Here is a 23,792-nt window from a genome sequence, read left to right on the forward strand (position 1 = left end):
GCATGGCAAGCCTCAATAAAGCATCATTAGCGTCCTCCATGCAGACCGTGCGCGAGGTTGCGCAGTCACGCCGTACACGGCGCGTTCTGATAGGCCTGCTGGTTTTTCTCCTGTTATTCGGTCTGCTGGGCTTTTTCGCGGCACCGCCGTTGATTCGTCACGTCGCCGAGCAACAACTCGGCAAACAGCTCGATCGACCCGCCACGATCGGCCGCATCGCGCTCAATCCCTATACGCTCAGGTTCGAAGCCGATAACGTGCATATCGGCGAACGCGGCGGCGCGGGAGCTTTCGTCGACATTTCACGGCTGATCGTCAAGCCGTCATGGAGTTCGCTGTTTCGCGGCGCGCCGATCGTGGACGAGTTGCAACTCGACTCGCCGCGCTTTCATATCGTTCGCTACGACGCGCAGCATTTCAACTTTACCGACCTGATCGAGAAGTTCGCGAAGCAGCCGGCCCAGCCCGAGCCCAAGCCGACGCTTTTCTCCGTGTCGAACATTCGTCTCGAAAACGGCCAGATCACGTTCGACGACAAACTGCTCGGCGCGACGCACGTAATCGATCAATGGAAGCTCGGCATTCCGTTCATCGCCACGCTGCCTTCGAAAACCAATATCTTCGTCGAGCCGTTGCTGCGTGCGCGCATCGACGGCAGTCCGCTCGCCATCGACGGCAAGACCAAGCCGTTTGCGGCCTCGCGCGAATCGGAAGTGTCGTTGCGTTTCGATGGGCTCGACGTGCCGCGGCTCATGTCGTATGCGCCGGCCAAACTGCCGGTGACCGTCCAGTCCGGCAAGCTGTCCACCGATCTCAAGCTCAACTTCGTAATGTCCAACGACGCGCCTGCGCTGCGCGTGACGGGCACCATCGATATGAACGACGTTGACGTGCGCGACGAGGCCAAGGCGCCGTTCTTCGCGGCGCGCGCGGTGCACGTCGCCGCGGCGACGCTCGAACCGTTGAAGAGCCTCTATCACTTCGACGAGATTCGCATCGACGCACCGAGCGCGAGTCTCGCGCGCGACAAGAACGGTGTACTGAGCGTCGAGCGGATGTTCGCGCCGGCGCCTGCCGCAGCGCGCGCGGCCAGTGCAGCGGAAAAGCATGCGGCGAGCGCGCCGGCTGCCGCATCCGCGGCGTCCGGTGCGTCCGATGCGTCCGATGCGAAAGCCAACGCCAACGCCGCCAAAAAAACCGCGGCGCCTCTAGATGTATCGATCAAACGCTTCGTGCTCAACGACGGCACGGTCAACGTGCACGACGCCGCGGCTTCGCGCCCAGTCGATGTCGGTCTGCAAAAACTTGCAGTGACGCTGAACGATTTTTCGACGCTCGCCGGCGCGCCCGCGCACTACACGCTCAACACCGACTTCAAGGGCGGCGGCGGTTCGCTCGCCGCCCAGGGCCAGCTCGGTCTCGCCGCGAAGACGGCGAGCGCGAAGCTCGATCTGAAGTCGTTGAAGCTGCCGCTATTGCAGCCTTACCTCGACACCGTGACCGCCGCGCAGGTGACGGACGGCGCGCTGTCCGTGAACACGAACATCGACGCGAACTGGGGGAAGTCGCCGGTGACCGTGATGGTGGCGGATACGCAACTGGACCTGCAGTCGCTGAAACTAGCCGCGCGCGGTGACAAACAGCCGGTGGTTTCGCTCGCGCAAGGCAGCGTGGTGGTCAAGCAGGTGGACGTGAGCGCCCGCACGGCGGATGTCACGAGCGTTGCCACGACGGGCTTGTCGGTCGACGCGCAGCGCTTGAAGGACGGCAGCATCAACCTCGCGTCGCTCGCCGGTCCGCATGAAGCCGCGCAACAGCGCACCGCGATTCACGCGGCCAAAAAGGCCCACGCCGAAGGGCCCGCGTGGCACTACAAGATCGGCGAGCTGACGCTCAAGGACGCAACCGCCAATTTCACCGACAACACCACGCCGCAGCCGGTGAAGCTGAGCATCACGCCGCTGCAGCTCAAAGTGCAGCAGATCAGCGACGACCTGAGCCGTCCGTTGCCGGTCGATCTGCAAGCCACGCTGAACAGGAACGGCACGCTCGGCTTGAAGGGCGACGTCACGGCGACGCCGCTCAAGCTCGCCGTCAAGATAAACGCGAACCGCCTCGACGCAGCGGCCTTCGAACCGTACTTCGGCAGCAAGCTGAATGCGGTGATTGCCAGTGCGCTGCTCAATGCCAACGGCGAGCTCGCGGTAACTCAGGCGAAGGCGCTTAAAGCGAGCTATCACGGCGACATGGCGCTCGTCGACGTGCGGATGCTCGACAAGGCGACCTCCGACCGCTTCGCGGGCTGGGGCTCGCTCGCGTTGTCGAACCTCAAGGCCGACTACGACGAGCACGGCACGGCGGTGGACGCGGGCCGCGTGACCTTGTCGAAGTTCTACGGGCGCGTGCTGCTCGACGCGAAAGGCAAGCTCAATCTCAACGACGTGGTCGCGCATGAAAGCGGCGCTGCGCAATCGCTCACGCGCGACAAGAGCGGTGCGGAGCCGGTGTCCTTGACGCCGCCGGCGGCATCGACGGTTGCTGCGGCGTCCGCGCCCGCGCAGGCTTCGTCGGCGACGCCCGCCGCACCCGTCAGCGTCACGGCCGCCACGCCGCCGCAAAGTCCGGTCAAGCTGCACTTTGGGCAACTGGTGCTGCAGCAGGGCCGTGTCACGTATACGGACAACTTCGTCAAACCCAACTTCACTGCCAACCTGGTCGGCATTCAGGGCACGGTCGGCGCGTTCGGCACGCAATCGACCACCTTGGCCCCGGTCGACATCGCCGCCAAGCTGGCGGCCAATGGTCCGCTGTCGATTCGCGGCACCATCAATCCGCTGATCGCCAAACCGGCACTCGATCTGACCGCGAGCGCACACGATATCGAGCTGACCAACCTCACGCCGTATTCGTCGAAATACGCCGGCTATCCGATCACCAAGGGCAAGCTGAATGTCGACCTGCACTACAAGCTCGACAACGATCAGTTGAACGCGGACAACCACCTGTTCATCGACCAGCTCACGTTTGGCGACCACATCGATAACGATACGGCGACCAAGCTGCCGGTGCGTCTCGCGATCTCGCTGCTGAAAAACTCGCGCGGCGAGATCGACGTGAATCTGCCGGTGTCGGGTTCGCTGTCGAACCCCGAGTTCAGCGTCGGCGGCCTGATCTGGCATGCGGTGCTCAATCTGCTGCAGAAGGCGGTGACCGCACCGTTCTCGCTGATGGCTCACGCGTTCGGCGGCAATGGCGAGGAGTTGGGCTATGTCGAGTTCGAGCCGGGCTCGGCCAAACTCACGGACGCCGACACCAAAAAACTCGACACGATCGTGAAGGCACTCGCCGACAAGCCGTCGATCCGCATGGACCTGATCGGCCGCGTCGACCCGGCCGTCGACGAACCGGCGCTGCGCACGCGCTACGTCGACCGCCTCGTCAAGCAGCAGAAGATCAAGGACGTGGTGGGCAACGGCGAAAGCGTCGATCTTTCGAGCGTGAGCGTCGATGCGAAGGACTACGGCAAGTACCTGACCAAGGTCTACAAGTCCGCGGACTTCAAGAAGCCACGCAACCTCGTCGGCCTGACGAAGAGCTTGCCGGACGACGACATGAAGAGCGCGCTCGCCGCCAACGCGCCGATCGACGACGCCAGCTTGCGCGAGCTTGCGCAACAGCGCGCGCAGAGCGTGCAGCAGTATCTGGATGGCAAGATCGATAGCAGCCGCGTGTTCATCGTCGCGCCGAAGCTGAACGCCGAAGGCATCCAGGACAAGGGCGCGACCACGCGCGTGGACTTCGGCTTGAAATAAGGGCTTGAGGCAGGGTTCAGGCGGCGCGCGTCGGCGCCTTCAGCGCGGTTTGCTCGATCACGCGGGCGAGCGTGTCGAACGCGGGACCGATCCTGTCGTTGGGCACGCACGCATAGCCAAGCAGCAGTCCGCGGCGTGGCGGCGGATCGACGCTGTAGTAGCTCGCCAGCGGCCGCACGATCACGCCGGCGTCGAAAGCGGCTGCCGTCACCGCGCGATCGTTCGCGTGATCCGGCAGGCCCAGTACCAGATGCAGGCCGGCCTGGTCGCCCATCACCGGCAGTTCGTTGCCAAAGCGCGCGGTGATCGCGTCGATCAGAATCTGCCGCCGCTCGCCGTACAGCGCCCGCATGCGCCGAACATGCGACGTGAGATGGCCGTCCATGATGAAGTCGGTCATCACCGCCTGCTGCATCAACTGGCCTTCGCGGTACAGCTCCGCGACGCCGGTGCGAAATGTATCCACCAAATGTTCCGGCGCGATCATGTAGCCGATTCGCAGTCCCGGAAACAGCATCTTGCCGAGGCTGCCCACGTAGATCACCTGGCCTGCGTCGTCGAGTCCCTGCAGCGACGCGAGCGGCCGGCTGCCGTAGCGGAACTCGCTGTCGTAGTCGTCTTCGATGATCCACACGTTATGCTGACGCGCGTATTCCAGTAGCGTGCGGCGGCGCGCGAGGCTCATCACCATGCCGAGCGGATATTGATGCGACGGCGTGACGAGCGCGAGACGCGGCGGCTGTTGCAGATCCTGCTCGCGCGGATTCAGACCTTCGTCGTCGACCGGCACCGGCACCAGCGTGATACCCGACGATTGCAGCACGCTGCGTGCGCCCCAATAGCACGGCTCCTCGACCCATGCGCGATCGCCGACATCGGTCAACAGACGCACGGCAAGGTCGATCGACTGATGGATGCCCGTGGTGATGATGATCTGATCCGGCGTGCAGTTCACCGAGCGCGCGACCCTCAGATAGTCCGACAACGCTCGTCGCAGTGGCCGGTAGCCGCCGCCGGGCGCATACGTGAGCAGGTCGGGATTCGCCTCTTTCCACAAACGCGCTTGCAGGCGGCTCCAAATGCGCGCCGGAAATTCGGCGACATCGGGCACGCCCGGCATGAACGCGCCCCACTGCTTGGCGGACACGCCGGCCTTGTCGATCAGGCGTCGTCCGCGAGAGGACAGGTCGTCCAGTCCGCGTTTGGACGGCTTCGGGGTTTCCCCGATCAACCGACCTTGCGCATCCACGCCGGCCACCGCAGGCTTTCTGCGCGCGTTCACCGCGGCGGTGTCCGGCCGGGTGTCGGCGACGTACGTGCCGCTGCCGGTGTTCGAGATCACATAGCCCTCGGCGGTCAACTGGTCATAGACATGCAGCACCGTATTGCGCGCGATGCCCAGGTCCTCCGCAAGCATGCGCGAACTGGGCAACTTGGTGCCCGGCGGCAGTTGGCCTGTCAGGATGGCCTGCTGCATCACCCGCAACGTCTGCCTGTATAGCGGTTCGGCGGCGCTGCGGTCGAGTCGCGCGGCGAGCCAGTCCGACAAGATCACAGTGTCCAAGTGGTTCTATCCGGAATAATGAAATGGTTCCATAGTGTAGAACCGTAACGGTCTATAGTGAGCCACGCAATGGATGTAATCCCGCTGCGGTGACCGTGCGGCTTGCCGGATTGCAGCGACCCTCTCGCATGGGATTGCAGTAAGTGCTGAAGCACTTACTCGACGAGGAGACGAAGGTATGAAAACCGATGACGTGATCGTCAGCTTTCGAGGCGTGCGCAAAACCTACGATGGCGAAACGCTGGTCGTCAAACAGCTCGATCTGGATATCTATCAGGGCGAGTTCCTGACGCTGCTCGGGCCTTCCGGCTCGGGCAAGACCACCTGTCTGATGATGCTGGCGGGATTCGAATTTCCCACCGGCGGGGAGATCTGGCTCGACGGCACGCTGCTCAATACGGTGCCGCCCCATAAGCGCAACATCGGCATGGTGTTCCAGAACTATGCGCTGTTCCCCCATCTGACGGTCGAGCAGAACGTCGCCTATCCATTGACCGTGCGCAAACATTCGGCCGAAGAGCGTGCGCATCGCACCAGCAACGCGCTGAAAATGGTGCGGATGGAGAGCTTCGCGAAGCGCTATCCGGCGCAGCTGTCCGGCGGCCAGCAGCAGCGCATCGCGCTCGCGCGGGCCCTGGTGTTCGAACCGAAACTCGTGTTGATGGACGAGCCGCTCGGCGCGCTCGACAAACAATTGCGCGAGCACATGCAGTATGAGCTTAAATCATTGCACGAGAAACTCGGCGTCACGTTCGTCTACGTCACGCATGATCAAGGCGAGGCGCTCACCATGTCCGACCGCGTCGCCGTGTTCGATAAAGGCATCGTGCAGCAGCTCGACACTGTCGACCGCCTTTACGAATCGCCGTGCAACGAGTTCGTCGCGAACTTCATCGGTGACAGCAACAAGCTGCGCGGCACGATCGCGAACGTGGAAGGCGACTATTGCGAGATTCACCTGAGCGACGGCACGCGTTTGACAGGCCGCAATGTCGGCGGCGCGCGGGCGGGCTCGCCGGCGATCGCGTGCATCCGGCCCGAGCGCATGAAGCTTGCGAACGGTTCGGCGCGGCCCGGCGCCAATGCGCTCAGCGGCGAAGCGCGCGGGCTGATCTATTTCGGCGATCACGTGCGCATGCGCTGCGGCGTGCGCGAGCAGGACGAGTGCTTCGTGAAGGTGCCGCTCGGCACCGACATGCTCGACACCTTCGCGCCCGGCGCGCCGGTTGCGCTGGAGTTCGCCGCCGAGCATCTGCGGGTGTTCGCGGGAGCATGAACGCGTCCAACGCGTAGTGGTTCGAGTTTCGACGCAGGCAGGGCAAGTCAGCAGCACATAACAAGTCGCACTGTACTCAGCTTGATGCACACCACCAAAGGAGAGCAACATGAACACCATCGGGAAATCGCGCTGCGCCATCGCTGTCGGTGCCGCCGCGCTCGCGTTCGGCGCCGGGCAGGTCAATGCAGCCGAATTGACGGTCGTCAACTTCGGCGGCGCGAATGGCGACGCGCAGAAGGCCGCGTTCAATCAGCCGTTCGAGGCGCAAAGCGGTGCCAAGGTCACGGCGGTCGAATACAACGGCGAGCAGGCGAAAGTCAAGGCGATGGTCGAAGCCAAGCATGTCAACTGGGACGTGGTGGAAGTCGAGTCGGGCGATATCGGCCGGGGCTGCGATGAGGGGCTGTTCGAGAAGCTCGACTGGTCGAAGATCGGCAAGAAGTCGGATCTGATTCCCGAGGCTCCGCAAACATGCGGCGTCGGCTTTTTCGTGTGGTCGACGGCGCTCGCGTATAACGCCGACAAGCTGAAAACCGCGCCGAACGGCTGGGTCGATTTCTGGGACGTGAAGAAATTCCCCGGCAAGCGTGCGATGCGCAAGGGTGCGCGCTACAACCTCGAATTCGCGCTGATGGCCGATGGCGTGCCGCCTAAGGATGTCTATAAGGTACTCGCCACCAAGGAAGGCCAGGACCGCGCGTTCAAGAAGCTCGATGAGCTGAAGCCGAACATCCAGTGGTGGGAGGCCGGTGCACAGCCGCCGCAGTTTCTCGTCGCCGGCGACGTGGTGATGTCCACCGCCTATAACGGCCGGATCGACGCGGCGCAGCGCGAAGGCAAGAACCTCAAGGTGGTCTGGAACGGCAGCATCTACGACCTCGACTATTGGGCGATTCCGAAGGGCTCGCCGAACAAGGCGCTGGCCGAGAAGTACATCGCGTATTCGTTGTCGCCGAAGCCGCAGCAGGACTACGCGCATCACATCGCCTATGGTCCGGTGAATGTGGTCGCGATCAAGTCGCTCGATGCGAAGACCCTCGCGGATCTGCCGAATTCGCCGGCCAATGGCAAGAACGCGGTGCTGCAGAACCTGACGTTCTGGACCGATCATGGCGATGAGCTGGAGCAGCGGTTCTCGTCGTGGGCTTCGAAGTGAGGGTAAGTGCTGAGGCGCTGACTCTGGTCGACGGCTCTGCATGGGACTGGGGTAGGTGCTGAAGCGCTGACTCCTCCCGACAGCTTCGCATGGGACTGGAGTAAGCGCTAAAGCGCTAACTCCAGTCGACAAAGGAAACGGACATGACCACGATGACGATCGCCGCCGATCCGACGCCTGAATCGACAGGTCGGCTCAAGCGCGAACTAAAAGCCGCGGAGTCCAGAAAGCGCGCGATGGCCCTGCTGCTGATCGCACCGCTCGCGATTTTTCTGTTGCTCATCTTCGTCGTGCCAATCGGCGCGCTGCTAACCCGCGCCGCGCAGAATCCCGAAGTCGCCAACGCGTTGCCGCATACGCTCAGCGCATTGAGCGGCTGGGACCGCAAGACGCCGCCGCCCGATGCCGCCTTCACCGCGCTCGCCACCGACCTCACCGCGATCGCCGACAGCGACGGCATGGGCGCGCTCGCCCGGCGCCTGAACGTGGAAATTCCAGGCTATCGCTCGCTCGTCGCCAAATCCGCGCACGCCATGCCGTTCGCCGATGACAACAGCCAGCCCCTGCAACTCACGCCCGCCCAACTGCGCGCGAAGTTCGTCGAACTCGACGAGCGCTGGAACGACATCGCGTACTGGCAGGCCATCGCCAAAAACGCCAGCACAGTTTCACCCTTCTATCTGCTGGCTTCGCTCGATCACAAACAGGACGCGTTCGGCCGCATCATTCCGACCGATCCCGATCAGCAGATCTATCTGACGGTGTTCGGCCGCACCTTCGTGATCGGCGCGGTCGTGACCTTGCTCACGCTGCTGCTCGGCTATCCGCTCGCGTACTGGGTTTCGACGCTGTCCGAGCGTCGCGCGAATCTCGTGATGATTCTCGTGCTGATTCCGTTCTGGACGTCGATCCTTGTGCGTGTCGCTGCATGGATCGTGATTCTGCAAAGCGAAGGCCTGGTGAACAGGGCGCTGATCGCGAGCGGACTGCTGCACGATCCGCTTGCACTGCTGTTCAACCGTACTGGCGTGTACATTTCCATGACGCACATTCTGCTGCCGTTCATGATCCTGCCGCTGTATAGCGTGATGAAGTCGATTCCGCCCACCTATCAACGCGCCGCCGTGTCGCTCGGCAGCCATCCGTTCGCCGCCTTCTGGCGTGTGTACGTGCCGCAAACCTATCCGGGCATCGGCGCCGGCGCGCTGCTGGTGTTCATTCTGGCGATCGGCTACTACATCACGCCCGCGTTGCTCGGCGGCCCGAACGATCAGATGGTCAGCTACTACGTCGCGTACTTCACCAACGTCACCATCAACTGGGGCATGGCATGCGCGCTCGGCGGCCTGCTGCTCGCCGCGACGCTCGTGCTCTACGTGATCTATGGACGCTTCACGCGTTCGTCTTTGAGTCTCGGCTGAACGGAGCGCACCTGCGATGAAACTTGCCAAGCCCCTGTTCGCACCGCATACGTCGCTCATCGAGCGCGCGTGGTATTTCGCGCTGCGCGTGCTCGTCGTGCTGACGCTGCTCTACCTGATCCTGCCCGTGCTGGCGATCGTGCCGCTGTCGTTTTCGTCGAGCACGTTCCTGGTGTATCCGATTCCCGGCTGGTCGCTGCGCTGGTATCAGAACCTGATCGCATCCGACGAGTGGCGCATGGCCGCGAAGAACAGCTTCATCGTCGCGCCATCGGCGACGGTGGTCGCGACCGTGCTCGGCACGCTCGCGGCGATCGGCCTCACCAAGGCCAACTTCCGCGGCAAGGGCCTGCTGATGGCGATCCTCATCTCGCCGATGATCGTGCCGGTGGTCGTAGTCGGTGTCGGCATGTATCTCTTCTTCGCGCCGCTCGGACTGGCCAATACCTATGTCGGCTTGATCCTCGCGCATGCGTCGCTCGGCGTGCCGTTCGTCGTGACGACGGTGGCCGCCACCTTGCAGGGTTTCAACTACAACCTGGTGCGCGCGAGCCTGTCGCTCGGTGCGAGTCCGGTCAGGACGTTTTTCCGCATCACGTTGCCGGTAATCGCGCCGGGCGTGATCTCGGGCGCGCTGTTCGCGTTCGCGACTTCGTTCGACGAAGTGGTGGTGACGCTGTTCCTCGCGGGCGCCGATCAAACCACGCTGCCACGGCAGATGTTCACTGGTATCCGTGAGAACATCAGCCCGACGATCGCCGCGCTGGCTACCATCCTGATCATTTTCTCGACCTCTCTATTGCTCGCGCTCGAATGGCTGCGCGGGCGCAATGCGGCGCGCGCGGTCAGGGTTTGAGCGGGGCGGCAGCCTGCCGCATCGTTCGGCAGGGGGAATGACAGCTCATTCCCCGCGGGCGTCCCAATCAGCAAACTCTCTGACGCCATTCTAAGAATGTTCCCATTCCCCACAGGTTTGCCGGTCTGCATACTCTAGGCCTTCTTTAGAAAAATGCGCTCGACGCACCTAGGCCATGAAATTGGAGCTAACGGCGCTTGCATGCGCGTTGGCCTTAAACCCTTGCGCGGACCATGCCGCGCCGGAGCGGCTCGGCATGGAAGACGCAAGCGTGCTGAAAACCGGCGTCGGCGCGCTTCAGAACGAAGCAGCGGGCGCGCTCGATCCGCGATGGGTCAACAGGTATGCGTCGATCAGGAACAGCCGCGTCACGCTCGACTGGTTGCAGGCGCAGCTCGATCAAAGGCCGGGCGAGCAGACGGGCTACATGAAAGCCGACGCTGCGGCGATCGTCCCCGGCCGCAAGCGCCGGCTCCACGCGCTGGCAGTCGGTCTAGATACGCTGCCGGCCCAACGCACGATCAAGATCACCGGCTACACCGACTGCCGGGCAACGAAGCCGGCAACCTGGGGCTGCCGTGGTCGCGCGCGGGGTTCGTCGAGCCGTACCTGCGACCAGGCGGCGTGACTTGCCACGCATTGCCGAACCGGCTATGGGTCATGAAGCTTGCGGACAATGCCTGGCTGGATCGGGTTGCCGACACTGAAACGACCACAGGTGCCGCAAGGCTAGACATAACTTAAGCCGCGCGATGAAAAAAACCAGTGCGACGGGGAACGCTTCAAAGGGGGAATGCAGAAGATGTCAACTATTCTGGTTATCGACGACCACCCGGCATTTCGGATGGTCATCAAGATGCAGCTCATGCAATTGCTGGGAGTGGAGGAAGTCATCGAGGCCGACAACGGACAGACCGCTGTCGAAATGGCCCGGCAACACGCGCCGAGTCTGGCCATACTGGATCTCGACATTCCGCGCATCAGCGGGCTCGATGTGATTCCGCGGCTCAAGCTCGTGCATCCGTCGATCCGCGTACTGGTGCTGTCGGGGCACGACCCCGCGACGTTTGCCCCGCGCGCAATGCGCTGCGGCGTCCACGGCTTTGTCGGCAAGTCGCAGGAAATGAAGGAGATCATGCGGGGCGTGGAAGCCGTGCTCGCCGGCTACACCGTGTTCCCCGTCATGGCCACCGGCGGCATGGTGCCCCCTGTCAACGTGGCGGCAGACGAGGAGGAGCGGGTGAGACTGCTGTCTAACAAGGAACTCGTGATCCTGCAGATGCTTTCCAAAGGCATGTCGAACAAGGCGATCGGCGATGCGCTATTCGTCAGCAATAAAACCGTCAGCAGTCACAAGACCCGTATCATGCAGAAGCTTTGCGTCAAATCGTTGGTTGAACTGATCGATCTGGCGCGACGTTGCCGGATCGCTTTGGCGCGATGATCAGGGCCGCCGGCGCGATGGACCGTTCCCGACTGTCAGGCGACGCGCAAGCGCTGCACGAAAAGGCACTCGAACTGGCCGCAGACGATCAGGTGATGGCGATGCGTCTGCTCGAGATGATCGCCGAAACTAATCGAACGACACTGGCGTCTTTGCAAGCCGGTAGCAGGGCCTCGTCGTGGGATGACGTCGCCGGCGCGGCCCACCGGATCGCCGGTTCGGCGCGTCTGCTAGCCAATGGCGAACTGATCGCATTGCTGATCGAGCTGGAAGCGGCAGCCCGCGAACAACGGCATGCGGAGGCCGTCGTGCTTTTGAGGCTCGTGGTCGATGCAGTGGTCCAGTTGAACGTTTCTATCGACGCAGCGGTGGGCGGTATCGCCCGGCGCTGAACGACGCGCGGGCTGCTGCGAGACTGTGCGGGCAGTTCGCAGCGGTACTGGCGCGCACCACCACATGGGCTGCCGAACATTTTGGGTTGCCCAACATTTTGCGCTGGTGATATCGCTGGGCACCGCGGGCAGCAGCGCGTCGAGCACGGCGCGCACCAGCGCGATGTCGGCATGGCAGAGCTGTTCTGGGTGCTCGCTACACTCAACAATCCGCCAGCGCGGCGATGGCGATGGATATCGCTAACCTGGCAAGTTTAAGTTGCCGATATTGTCGTTGTGTTGTGTGTCGCTGTGTTGTGTGCGCCCAGCTTCTTCGTTTCGTCCGCATTCGTCGTTGAAGTCTCGGCGGCGATTTTCGCGTGCCAAGTGTTGGTCGCTGTGTCCTTGCCAACATTTCCGTTTCAGTGCCGGCGGTCTGCTTGGGCATCGTCTCACCGAACAGCATCATGCCCAAGCGCGAATTTGCAAAACCTCATGGTTCTTCTGAACTAGAAGTCGTCAATTCTGAAAAATGGTGGCGACTGCACTTGATTGCTGAGAAGTCTCTGTTGCCTGTAAAAATTAAGTTGAAGTTTCATTTTCTAAAAGGCCGCGAGAACTGTGTTGATCAAAGTATAGGGGCGATTTGATCTCGCAGATTTGCGAAGTTTCCCAATATAGATGCTGTAATTCCGCATGCCGATGGACATATAAAACGTTAAACAAATTTATTGTGGGCTTCGTGTTGCAAAGACGCGACGAATGTCGCGCATTGCTGCGCTTTTCCTTAGCAGGCCCAAATCGTCCAGACTCAAGCCAGGCATGCTCGGTAGAGTCGATTGCGATTTCTCGCGTCCTTATACAGATAATTCCTACACGATTTACGCATTCCCTGATTTTTAGGGATAAAGCTCACGGTTAGATTTGCAGAGCGTTGAAAAACTTTGAGTCGAGCCTCTTCAAAGTGCCGGCCAGTTTTTTTGCGGGAAGCGTGTACGCACGATTTCTCAAATCGAACTGCATGCGGGGCTTGCCTTACATCTAGGGAATTTATGAACAAGTCGTATATTAGCGTCTGGAATGACGTATCCGGAACGTGGGTCGCCGCGCCCGAGACTGCGAGAACGCATTGCGGTACGGCAAGCGCATCGTCACGGACGGTTTGCGTCCACCGGGAGACAGCGAGCCGTCCGGCCACGCCTCTGAGGGCTGCGTTCATGCCGATCGCAATGGCTATCGGCGCAGTCGGTCTGGCCATGCTGCCGGGTATGGCCGCAGCTCAGGCAACGGTAGGCAACGGCGGTCTCGAGCTCTGCCCCGGCGGCGTGAACGGGATCGGCTCGTCTTGGGGAACGCTGTCCAGCGCCGTCGGCATCATGAATTGCGGAGCGAGCAACGGTTCGGCGGACCACATGTCTTTCTCGCTGAACAACTCGGCAGCCACCAACGGCGCGTGGGGCTTCGACAGCGGCAACATCACGGCTCGCGTCACCGGGTATGACGATGGCCGCCTGGAGCTCAAGGGCATGGGCGGCATCAGTATGCTCAATGCCGTCGACATGACAGGCAACAAAATCACCGATCTGGCGGACGGCAACGTCTCGTCGGCGAGCTCGGATGCGGTAAATGGCAACCAGCTTTATCAACGCACGCGATATTTCACCGCGGCGTCCGCGTCGAGTAACGCGTCGACCGACGCGCAGGCCTTGGGGTCGGACTCAGTGGCATCGGGACCGTCGGCGCGGGCGCTCGTGAGCAATTCCAGCGCATACGGCGCGAACGCCGCCGCGTTGGCGATCAATTCGGTGGCGCTTGGCGCGGGCTCGCAGGCTACCCGTGCCGACACTGTGTCGGTCGGCTATGTATCCGCGGACGGCACGACCAGTTACACGAGGCAGATCACCAATGTCACAGCGGGCGTTGCGGCGACCGACGCGGTCAACGTGGCGCAGCTGGACGCGGCGATCGACAGCGTCAACGCTAACGGCGGCGTCGACAATCCGGTGACATACAACAGCTCCGCAGCGGACCTGATCGTGCTCAAGGGCGCGCAAGGCACGAAGATCACGAACCTGGCAAAGGGCGACATCTCCAGTGCGCTGAGCACGGATGCCGTGAACGGCTCGCAGCTGTTCGAGACCAATCAGAATGTGACGAACGTCGCGAACGATGTGGCCGGCGTATCGGGCAATCTGGCCAACGTGACCAACGTCGTCAACCAGATCGTGGCCAACGGTGTCGCGGGCTCTCCACTCATGGTGAAGTACGACACCCTTGACAAGGACATGCTGACGCTGGGCGGTGTGGGCGCGCCGACGCCCGTCAAGCTGACCAACGTAGCCGCGGGCGATCTCTCCGCCGCGAGTAGTGATGCAGTCAACGGCGCTCAGTTGTACGAAACGAACCAGAACTTGAGTCAGCTCGCAGCGAACGTTGGCGACCTTAACACGCAGGGCATCAAGTATTTCCACGCCAATTCGTCGTCGGCCGATTCGTCGGCAGACGGTGCCGATTCGGTGGCAATCGGCGGGGCGGCCGTATCATCGGCTGCCAATTCGGTTGCGTTGGGCGCGAACTCGGTGGCGGATCGTCAGAACGCGGTATCGTTCGGTGCGGCAGGTTCGGAGCGTCAGCTCATCAATGTGGCGCAAGGCACTGCGGAAACGGACGCAGTCAACGTCGAGCAGATGAATACGGCTATCCGCAATGCGTCGATTGGCAGCGGCTCCGACTCGGTCGCCTACGACTCACCGGTGCATGACAAGGTCACGCTTGGCGGCGCGGCGACGCAGCCCCAGGTTCTCGTGACGAATCTGGCGGCAGGCCAGATCGCGCTTGGCAGCACGGACGCGGTGAACGGCGATCAGCTGTACAAGAGCGCCAGCGGTCTTGCTTCCGCATTGGGCGCCGGCGCGGCGGTGAACGCGGACGGCACCATCACCGCACCGGGCTACGAGATCAGTGGCACCACCTACGACAACATCGGCGCTGCACTGGCGGCGCTCAATACGGCTGCGGGCGACCTCGTCAACGAGTCGAAGTATGTCAAGGTCGTATCAGACCAGAGCGTTGCGGTGGCAGGCGGCTCGGAATCGGTGGCCATCGGCGGCGCTGCGCTGGCGTCTGGTAACGGGTCGCTGGCAATCGGTTCAGGTTCGAGTGCAACCTTCGACAACTCGACCGCGATCGGCGTGAATGCCCAGACGGATGCGCCCAATACGGTGTCCGTTGGCAGCCGCAATCTGCAAATGCGCATCACGAACGTTGCGAACGGTATCAATCCGACCGACGCGGCGACGATGGCGCAACTCGACGCGTTGCAGAGTCAGCTCACGAGTGGGTCGACCAGTGGCGCGAAATCAATGATGCAAAGCCCGGCTGCGGTGTTGAGCTACATTGCGGTGAGTTCGAACACGGTTCAGGGAACCGCCACGAGCGCGTCGGAAGACATGAACGCGATGGCGATCGGTCCGGCGGCGGTGGCGGCCGGGTCCAATGCGCTGGCGGTCGGCGCGCGTGCTGGTGTGCCCAGTGACTTTGGCACGGCCGTCGGTTCGGGCGCGGCCGCATTGTCGGCGAACGCGACCGCCGTTGGCGCTAGTTCGATCGTTGGCGTGGAATCGGCTAACTCGGTGTCCATCGGCTACAACACGCGGGTCAACTCAACCAACGCATTGGCGCTGGGTGCTTATGCCTTCACTGCCGGCGCCGGTGCGGTCGCGCTCGGCTACAACGCGTTTGTCAGGGACCAGGGTATCTACGGCCTCGCGCTCGGAGCGAATTCCACGGTGAGCGCCGCGAACGGTGTGGCGATCGGCTACGGCGCAATCGCCGACCGTGCCAACGCGGTCTCAGTGGGTAACGCCACCATGCAGAGCCAGATCATCAACGTAGCGGCGGGTACCAGCAACACGGACGCGGTGAACGTCGGCCAGTTGTCGGGTCTGGCAGATGCGATCGGCGGCGGAGCAGCCGTGAACGCCGACGGCACGATCAAGGCTCCGGGTTTTGCGATTGGCGGCCACACTTACGCCGACGTCGGCTCGGCCCTTTCGGCTTCGATGGCCAACTCGGTTCAATACGACACTTCCGACCACACCAGGCTGACGTTGGGCGGCGCGGGCGGTTCGGCACCGCCGGTCACGCTGTCGAACGTTGCCGGCGGGGTGGCGGACGACGACGCGGTCAACATCGGCCAGCTCAAGAAACTGGGCATGGTTCTCGACAGCGACGGCAATGCGGCGAACAGCTTTGTCGCGTACGACGACACCACGCTCGGCTCGATCACGCTCAAAGGTGCCGAGGGCACCAGGATCGCGAACGTGAAAGCGGGCGAGCTCAGCGACACCAGTCTGGACGCAGTCAACGGCAGCCAGCTTTACAGCACCAATGCCAACGTCGCGAGCGTGGCGGGCGATCTCGCAAACGTCGCCGGCAACATGACGAACATCACCAACGTCATTAACAACGTGGTTGTCGACGGTGGCGGCATCAAGTATTTCCACACCAATTCGACGCTGGCCGATTCGTCGGCAACCGGTGCGGACGCGGTGGCAATCGGCGGCGCGGCGAGCGCAACGGCGGACAACTCGGTCGCGCTGGGTTCCAACTCGGTGGCAAACCGTGCGAACTCGGTGTCGGTGGGCGCGGTCGGTGCGGAACGCCAGATCGTCAACGTGGCCAATGCCACGAGCAACACCGACGCGGTGAACCTCGGGCAGTTGCGCGCGCTGGGCGGCAATGTCGACAGCGAGGGCAACGTAACGAATGCCTTTGTCTCGTACGACGATGACACAAAGGACAAAATCTCGCTGCGCGGCGCCGGCTCAACCGTGCCGGTTCTGTTGACGAACGTCGCACAGGGTCAGGTCGCTGCGTCGAGCAGCGACGCGGTGACCGGCGCGCAGCTCTACAATCTTGCGCAATCAGCCGCGGACGTCGCGGGTGGTGGTGCGGGCGTTCTCCCTGACGGCACACTCTCCCGGCCGTCGTACGTGATCAGCGGCCAAACCTTTGACAATGTTGGCTCGGCACTGTCCGCGGTCGATGGCGAGATGGGTCAGATGAACACGACTTTCTCGACCGGTCTGAAGTACATCAAGGTTGTGTCGACTGATGCCGACGCGGTGGCGGGAGGCAACAATGCCATTGCAATTGGTGGCGCCTCATATGCGTCAGGTAATGGGACGCTGGCGATCGGTTCGGGCTCAAGTTCAACGTTTGACAACTCGACCGCGCTTGGCGTGAATGCCCAGACGGATGCGCCCAATACGGTGTCCGTTGGCAACCGCAATCTGCAAATGCGCATCACGAACGTTGCGAACGGTATCAATCCAACCGACGCGGCAACGGTGGCGCAACTGGACGCATTGCAGACTCAGCTCACGAGCGGGTCGACCGGTGGCGCGAAATCGATGATGCAAAGCCCGTCTGCGGTGTTGAGCTACATCGCGGTGAGTTCGAACACGGTTCAGGGAACCACCACGAGTGCGTCGGAAGACATGAACGCCATGGCGATCGGCCCGGCGGCGGCAGCGGCCGGTTCCAATGCGCTGGCGCTCGGGGCGCGTGCTGGCGTGGCCAGCGACTTTGGCACGGCGGTCGGTTCGGGCGCGGCCGCATTGTCGGCGAACGCGACCGCCATTGGCGCGAGTTCGATCGTCGGCGTGGATTCGGCCAACTCAGTGTCCATCGGCTACAACACCCGGGTCAATTCAACCAATGCGTTGGCGCTGGGTGCTTATGCCTTCACCGCGGGCGCCGGTGCGGTCGCGCTCGGCTACAACGCGTTCGTCACCGACACCGGCACCAGCGGTCTTGCGCTGGGATCAAATTCCACAGCCAGCGCCGCGAACGGTGTCGCGATCGGCTACGGTTCAATCGCCGACCGTGCCAATGCAGTTTCGGTGGGCAACTCCGCCACGCAGAGGCAGATCATCAACGTCGCTGCCGGCGTTCAGGATACCGACGCGGTCAACCTGGCGCAGATGAATGCTGCGATCAGTGCATCGGCCAGCAGCGGTTCGGCTGACGCGGTCATTTACGACACGCCGTCGCATGACAAACTCACCCTGAACAAGGGCGGCGCGGCGGTGACGGTGTCGAACCTGGCAAACGGCGTCGCGGACACCGACGCCGTGAACGTCAGCCAACTGAAGTCGATGGGCATGACACTCGACAGCAGCGGCAACGCGACTAATGCGTTCGTGGCCTATGACGATACGACCAGGCAAACGGTCACGTTCGGCGGCATCGGTTCGACAACGCCGGTGGTCCTGGCGAATGTCGGTGCTGGGCAGGTCGCGTCGAACAGCAAGCAGGCGATCAACGGCTCGCAACTGTACGGCGCGATGAACAGCGCGGCAGCCGCGCTGGGCGGTGGTTCGGCGGTGGGCTCTGACGGTCAGGTTAGCAAACCGGTCTATACCGTCGGTGACAACTCGTACACGGGCGTCGATTCGGCAATTTCCGCGCTCAACGCGGCGATCGTTACGGGTGGCAATCCGGATGGCGTGATCTATGACACGTCCGCGCACGACAAGCTGACCTTGGGCGGCACGGGCAACGCCTCGAAGCCGGCAGTGACGATCGCGAACTTGGCGGCCGCCACGGCCGACGACGAAGCAGTGAACCTCAAGCAATTGAAGGACGCTGGTTTGACCGTCGACTCGTCTGGCAATCCCACCAACTCGTTCGTCTCATATGACGACGCCACCAGGAAGACGCTGACCTTCAACCCGAATGGCGATGCGACCCGGTTGAGGAATGTAGCCGACGGACTGGATCCGACTGACGCCGTCAACCTTAGACAGATGCAGTCGTATGTCTCCGACTACGTGTCTAACAACCCGGGCAGTGGCGGCACCCAGAACGCGGTCGCCTACGATGATTCGTCGAAGAAGCAGGTAACTCTAGGCGGCACGAACGCGACTGATCAAGTTGTGCTGACGAACGTGGCGGCGGGCTCGAATGCGACGGATGCGGTCAACTACGGACAGTTCTCTGCGCTCCTTGACGAGGTCAAAAACCTCAGCGTTCCGACTGAGGGCGGCAACAACTACTTCACGGTCGGCTCGCCGGAGGCCGGCACGACCGCTAGCGCTGCCGTTGCGTCCGGTACGGATGCAATTGCAATCGGCAACGGCGCTGCGGCAACCGGTACGGCGGCGATCGCAATCGGCAAGAGCGCGGTCACATCGGGAGCAAACTCCGTCGCGCTCGGGGCCGGCGCTTCGGCTCCGAATGACAACGCAGTCGCGCTCGGTGCGAACTCGACGACGGACCGTGACAACTCTGTATCGGTGGGTTCGGCCGGCGCGGAGCGTCAGATCACCAATCTTGCGGCCGGCACGCAGGGCACCGACGCGGTCAACGTGAATCAGTTGAACAGTGCCATGGGCAACATGAACAGCACGATCAACAACGTCGACCGGAACGCCGCCAAGGGTATCGCTTCAGCGTCCGCGCTGAACATCGTCACGCCGTACCTGCCGGGCCGCACCACGTTGAACGCAGGTATCGCCAACTACCGTGGCTACCAGGCTGTCGGCCTGGGCATCTCCCGCTGGAACGAGAAGGGCACGATCAACTACAACCTCGGCGTGTCCAGTTCCGGCGGTAATAGCACCATCGTCCGTGCTGGTATCGGCATCGTCCTCGGCAACTAGACGAATCCCACGAGGCTTTGAATAGAGGCTTGAGTCGTTAGCCGTCTGGGTCGTACGGGGAGCTTCCGTGCGACCCTCTTTCCATGAGAGACAGAGATGAAGTATTCGTTAATTGCCATCGCGCTCGCCGCGATGCTCGCCGGATGTTCGTCGTCCGCGACGCGCGATCGGCTGCAGATCCAGGATCCTACGGTACTGCAAACCGGCTTCCAGGCGACGCAGGAACAGGCCGCCGGCGCCGTGACGCCGCAGTGGATCCAGACGTATGGTGGCGTGAAGAGTGCCGCGACGTTGGCTTCGGTCAAGGCCCGACTGAACGCATTGGGCGAGCGGTCGGACAACTACTTCGGCGACAAGGCGCAGTGCTGGCTGGACGCGGCTCAAGACGAGCGTTCGCTCCACGACGGGTGGGGGTTCGTCGAGGAAGCACTGGTCGAAGCCGACCGGCTGACCAAGGCGCTGGAAACCGGTCAGGGCCTTTCAGTCGACAACCCGGCGTTGCGCACGGCTTCGGTAATCCGCCCGGACCTGTGGAAGCAGATCCTCGCAGCGAAGACGTCGCCACAGTTTCCGCAGTGTCAGCAGGCGCAGCGTTTGACGGCGTGCTCCGAAGTTCAATTGATTCACGCAGGGCACGAAGCTTGGACGCGCGACTTCAGCGCGAGCCAGCGCATCGTGGACGGCGTCGAAAGCGGCTTGCCTGGTATCGGGGCGGCGCTGTCAGCCTGCGCGCCGCCGCCACTCGCCAAGCCTGATGCGATTCCGGCAAAGATCACGTTGCAAGCCGACGCGACATTCAAGTTTGATCGCGGCGATCTGGCCGGCATGCTGCCGGGCGGCAAGGCCAAGCTCGACCAGTTGCTGCACGACCTGAGTCAGGTCGACGACGTGACAGACATCCGTATTGAAGGCTTTACGGACCGCCTCGGTAGCGACAGCTACAACCGTAAGTTGTCGGCCAAGCGTGCTGAGACCGTTAAACGGTATCTGCAGAACGGTGGTGTGAAGACGCCGATAACAGCGAGTGGCCGTGGCAAGGAAGAGCCGGTGGTGCAGTGTAACGACCGCAACCGTCAGGCGCTGATCGACTGCCTGGCGCCAAACCGTCGCGTCGAGCTCGACTTTACTCGTGCTGGTCCGCGGGCATCGGATGTGCCAAAGAGTCAAGGCATCCAATCGCAGCATCCGTTGCTCGATAAGCAATCGCAGCAGGAACAGTGAGATCTCCAATGACCGGCTCGGCATGGGCGGTCATTGCCTTTGACGATCGAATGCGAGACGGGAGTTAGGAGCGCGAACTATGCTCGCGTTCTTATTCCCGCAGGAGGGGAATGGTCGCTATTCTCCGAACGCGTTTTTTCTCTAAAACCGCAGCTTAAGTACCGCGCCATTCCGACCGCGCGCAGGGCATCCTGCGTGCGTGCGTCCGGCGCCGCATTCACAAATGAGCACGGAACCGCAATCGCTTCGAAAAGGACAATCACTTCAATGTTGCGGAAATTTCACTCAATATTGCCGAAAAATACGCAAGACAAAGTTGATACTATTTAACCCTGTCTCATCTTTGCCAGTTCGATTCGTATAATGCCCACTGATTGAAAGGCGAGTCGTAAATGAAGAGAATCATGATTATCGACGACCATCCAATCATTCGTGGAACGATCGCAAACGTATTGCGCGCCGATCCTGAGCTGGATATGGTGGGCGAGTGCGGCGATGGAGAGGACGGCCTGCGAATGGTGCTGGCGGAGTGCCCCGATCTAGTCATTCTCGATCTCGATTTACCGCGCCTTGATGGTTTATCCATGATCCGTCGCATTCGTGCGCAGAATTTGAAAACCAGTATTCTCGTGTTATCGGCAAAGCCGGAGCATGTCATGGCCACCTATACGCGTAATGCCGGTGCCAATGGTTATGTCAGCAAGGGTCGGGAAATCAGCGAATTAATCACCGCGCTCAAAACGGTGCTATTCGGTTACGAGTGCTTTCCGGTGGATACGACCCATGCTGCGTCCGACAACGGACTAAAGTCCCTGTCGGCACGTGAGGTCGAAGTGTTGCAACACCTGGTGCGCGGCGCCAGCAATCGCGACATTGCGGGCCGCCTTTTTCTCAGCGACAAGACTGTGAGCACCTACAAAAGCCGCATTCAGGAGAAGCTCGGGCTGTCATCGTTGGCGGCGCTGATCGAGTTTGCTTCGATGCATAAGCTGATCGACTGAAATTGCGGGCTATGAAAGATATCGGCCCGCTGAGTTCTTCCGCCGGTGCAAGTCATCGTGCGGCGGGCTTTGTCGAGGGTCCTCGTCATCCTCGCTTTCATTCGGCGTCGCAGGCTGCAATTCAGCTGGCAACGCTGTCCGGTTGTCTGTTTGCATTCGCATGGCCTTGGGCGTTTTCGGCACGCGCCGATGCGGCGCCGGCCGCCGACCACACGCCGCAACGGGTGGTCGCGCATGGTTCGCGTCATTCGGCGGGGTCCGCCACAGTCAGTGTTCCGACTAATCGTGAGCAGGGGGTCCATGACGTCGCGTCACAAAACAGCAACGGTTCTCATGCAGCGCCTGCCTCCGTGTCGAATGACAATCGACTCCCCGTTTTGGACGGGTCCGGAAAGCACGCGCAAGGCGCGGCGGCTGCACAGCAGCGTGGGTTACAGGCGCTGTCGATCGAGGTCATCGCGGCGTTGATTGGCACGTGCCTCTTGCTAGCAGCGCTGCGGCGTCCGACCGGAGAAAGCCAGGCAATCGCGAACGAACCGGCCTGCCGCGGCCAGTCAGCGGAAGTCGCCGGCCTCGCAGACACCACCGCCCACACCGAACCCACCCATCCCACCAACTCCGAACCCTTCGAGCAAAGCTACCTGGACGCACTATCCGAAGAAGGCATCGACCTTGCCGCGTTCCTGATCGGTTGGCGCGATGCAATGAACGACGACCTCCACGCCCTGGCTAGCGCATTGCATTGCCGGCGCGACCCCGTCCATGTCCGCGGGCTGTTGCATCGATTGAGCGGCGCGGTCGGGCTGGTCGGCGCGCGCGCTTTGACAGAAGCATTGCGCCGGGCGAGTGCTTCGCCACTGGACCATGACATCGGCGCTATTCAGACGTTGATCCACCGCGCCAGGAATTTGGTCGAGCAACTAGGCACCGCGCCTGGCGCACGTCCGGACACGCACCCATGAATCGACCGCTGGCCTTGATTCAAGGCGACGTGGCACTACCGAACGCACGGTCACTGCGCGGTTTGCCGCCGCCTTACGGCGTGTCCCGCTGGCCGCCGCCCAACGCGGCGCAACCTCGGCTGCAAGCGGCGGCAGTCACCCTTGCGCATCAAACGTTCCGGGAAGTCGCGCGGCGCACGTCGCCGCACGAGCGTCGCCTTGCATTTGCGCCGCGACAGCACTCCCGCTTTATCTACGAGCTGCCGAAGCCACGCGACAATTCATCGTATTTCGATACGCAGATGGATGAATCCAGGCACTACCTCGCGATGGGGACGATGCGCTGCTCTTCGTCACCTGCGGACCGGATGTTGGGGGGAGCGATCCTGGCGGCTTGCGGCATTGCGCTTGCCTGGTTGTTGACGGCCACTGCGACGCACGACGCCGACAAGCCCGGAATGATCGGAATCGCCCGGGAGTCTCCGGCGATGGCGACCGCAACGCAGCCGCAAGCGTCGGCCAGAACGGCGCAGCCGTCCGTTGAAGCCGGGCCGAAGCCGGCGACGAGCGTGCGCGCGGCGGCCGCCCGGACGCCAAAGGCCTTGCTTCGAACGCAGCCGAAAACCGACCCCAAAACCGAACCAAAAAGCCCGTGGAAACCGTCGCAGGAAGCGGCGCGGCCGATCAAGCCCCGCACCATCACCAAACCGACATCCCCGCGCCCAAGCGAACCGCAGTTCGACCAACTGCGCGCGACAACGGCCGCGATTCGCCCAGCCCTGGATTCCGCCGCGTCGGCGCAGCCCGAATGGCTCGCGCCCCCATCGCCAGACGCCACCGACACGCCCGCCGGCGACCCCTTCGGCAACGAATGGCTCGACTGGCGCACGTTGCACCAGCACGACCGCGCCCGCAGCGCCGCGCGGACAAAGCCGAGCGCGGCCGCCTCGAGCGACATGGATTGGAGCGCCCGCATGACGCAGCGTCGGATCACCGACAACCCGTCCGCCTTCAGCGCCTTCACCGCCCTCAGCGCCCCAAACTGAGCGGCGAAAAAAA

Annotated in this window: 15 protein-coding genes; 14 read left to right on the top strand and 1 reads right to left on the bottom strand. The window is 62.4% G+C overall.

Translation table 11 applies throughout. The annotated features are described in order from the left end of the window. The first annotated feature begins 2 nt into the window (after positions 1-2). On the top strand, positions 3-3,812 hold the full coding sequence (locus ABQJ48_RS13890; RefSeq protein WP_367838579.1) for a DUF748 domain-containing protein: 3,810 nt from the start codon (positions 3-5) through the stop codon (positions 3,810-3,812). 16 nt (positions 3,813-3,828) lie between these two features. On the opposite strand, the gene pdxR is transcribed toward ABQJ48_RS13890, so the two are convergent. Beyond that, positions 3,829-5,376 (bottom strand): MocR-like pyridoxine biosynthesis transcription factor PdxR, encoded by a 1,548-nt coding sequence (pdxR, locus tag ABQJ48_RS13895; RefSeq protein ID WP_367838580.1) that lies wholly within the window; start codon positions 5,374-5,376, stop codon positions 3,829-3,831. Between the two features lie 178 nt (positions 5,377-5,554). On the opposite strand from pdxR, the gene ABQJ48_RS13900 reads away from it, so the two are divergent. From ABQJ48_RS13900 to ABQJ48_RS13960, 13 genes are all read left to right on the top strand, one after another. Continuing rightward, a complete protein-coding gene (locus ABQJ48_RS13900; RefSeq protein ID WP_367838581.1) occupies positions 5,555-6,652 on the top strand; it encodes an ABC transporter ATP-binding protein in 1,098 nt (365 codons plus the stop codon). 109 nt (positions 6,653-6,761) lie between these two features. After that, positions 6,762-7,811, top strand: a complete 1,050-nt coding sequence (locus ABQJ48_RS13905) for an ABC transporter substrate-binding protein (protein WP_367838582.1) — start codon at positions 6,762-6,764, stop codon at positions 7,809-7,811. Between the two features lie 143 nt (positions 7,812-7,954). Continuing rightward, on the top strand, positions 7,955-9,232 hold the full coding sequence (locus ABQJ48_RS13910) for an ABC transporter permease (RefSeq protein WP_367838583.1): 1,278 nt from the start codon (positions 7,955-7,957) through the stop codon (positions 9,230-9,232). A gap of 16 nt (positions 9,233-9,248) precedes the next feature. Beyond that, positions 9,249-10,088, top strand: coding sequence for an ABC transporter permease (locus tag ABQJ48_RS13915; RefSeq protein WP_367838584.1), 840 nt, complete (start codon positions 9,249-9,251; stop codon positions 10,086-10,088). Positions 10,089-10,344: 256 nt separating this feature from the next. Next, the gene (locus tag ABQJ48_RS13920; RefSeq protein WP_367838585.1) at positions 10,345-10,716 is read left to right on the top strand and encodes a hypothetical protein; all 372 of its coding nucleotides are present in this window, start codon (positions 10,345-10,347) and stop codon (positions 10,714-10,716) included. Positions 10,717-10,890: 174 nt separating this feature from the next. Next, positions 10,891-11,532 carry a response regulator gene (locus ABQJ48_RS13925; RefSeq protein WP_367838586.1) on the top strand — a complete coding sequence of 214 codons (642 nt, stop codon included), beginning with the start codon at positions 10,891-10,893 and terminating at the stop codon, positions 11,530-11,532. A gap of 17 nt (positions 11,533-11,549) precedes the next feature. Next, on the top strand, positions 11,550-11,924 hold the full coding sequence (locus tag ABQJ48_RS13930; RefSeq protein ID WP_367838587.1) for an Hpt domain-containing protein: 375 nt from the start codon (positions 11,550-11,552) through the stop codon (positions 11,922-11,924). Positions 11,925-12,370: 446 nt separating this feature from the next. Next, the gene (locus ABQJ48_RS13935; RefSeq protein ID WP_367838588.1) at positions 12,371-12,553 is read left to right on the top strand and encodes a hypothetical protein; all 183 of its coding nucleotides are present in this window, start codon (positions 12,371-12,373) and stop codon (positions 12,551-12,553) included. A 402-nt stretch (positions 12,554-12,955) separates the two neighbouring features. After that, positions 12,956-19,570, top strand: a complete 6,615-nt coding sequence (locus ABQJ48_RS13940; RefSeq protein ID WP_367838589.1) for a YadA-like family protein — start codon at positions 12,956-12,958, stop codon at positions 19,568-19,570. A gap of 96 nt (positions 19,571-19,666) precedes the next feature. Next, the gene (locus ABQJ48_RS13945; protein ID WP_367838590.1) at positions 19,667-20,791 is read left to right on the top strand and encodes an OmpA family protein; all 1,125 of its coding nucleotides are present in this window, start codon (positions 19,667-19,669) and stop codon (positions 20,789-20,791) included. Positions 20,792-21,195: 404 nt separating this feature from the next. Beyond that, positions 21,196-21,792, top strand: a complete 597-nt coding sequence (locus ABQJ48_RS13950; RefSeq protein ID WP_367838591.1) for a response regulator — start codon at positions 21,196-21,198, stop codon at positions 21,790-21,792. 350 nt (positions 21,793-22,142) lie between these two features. Then, on the top strand, positions 22,143-22,754 hold the full coding sequence (locus ABQJ48_RS13955) for a hypothetical protein (protein ID WP_367838592.1): 612 nt from the start codon (positions 22,143-22,145) through the stop codon (positions 22,752-22,754). Between the two features lie 80 nt (positions 22,755-22,834). Beyond that, entirely contained in the window at positions 22,835-23,779 is a 945-nt protein-coding gene (locus ABQJ48_RS13960) for a hypothetical protein (RefSeq protein ID WP_367838593.1), read from the top strand. The last annotated feature ends 13 nt before the right edge of the window (positions 23,780-23,792 follow it).

The sequence above is a fragment of the Paraburkholderia suaedae genome, assembly GCF_040812055.1.
In the GTDB taxonomy this organism is placed as follows: Bacteria; Pseudomonadota; Gammaproteobacteria; order Burkholderiales; family Burkholderiaceae; genus Paraburkholderia.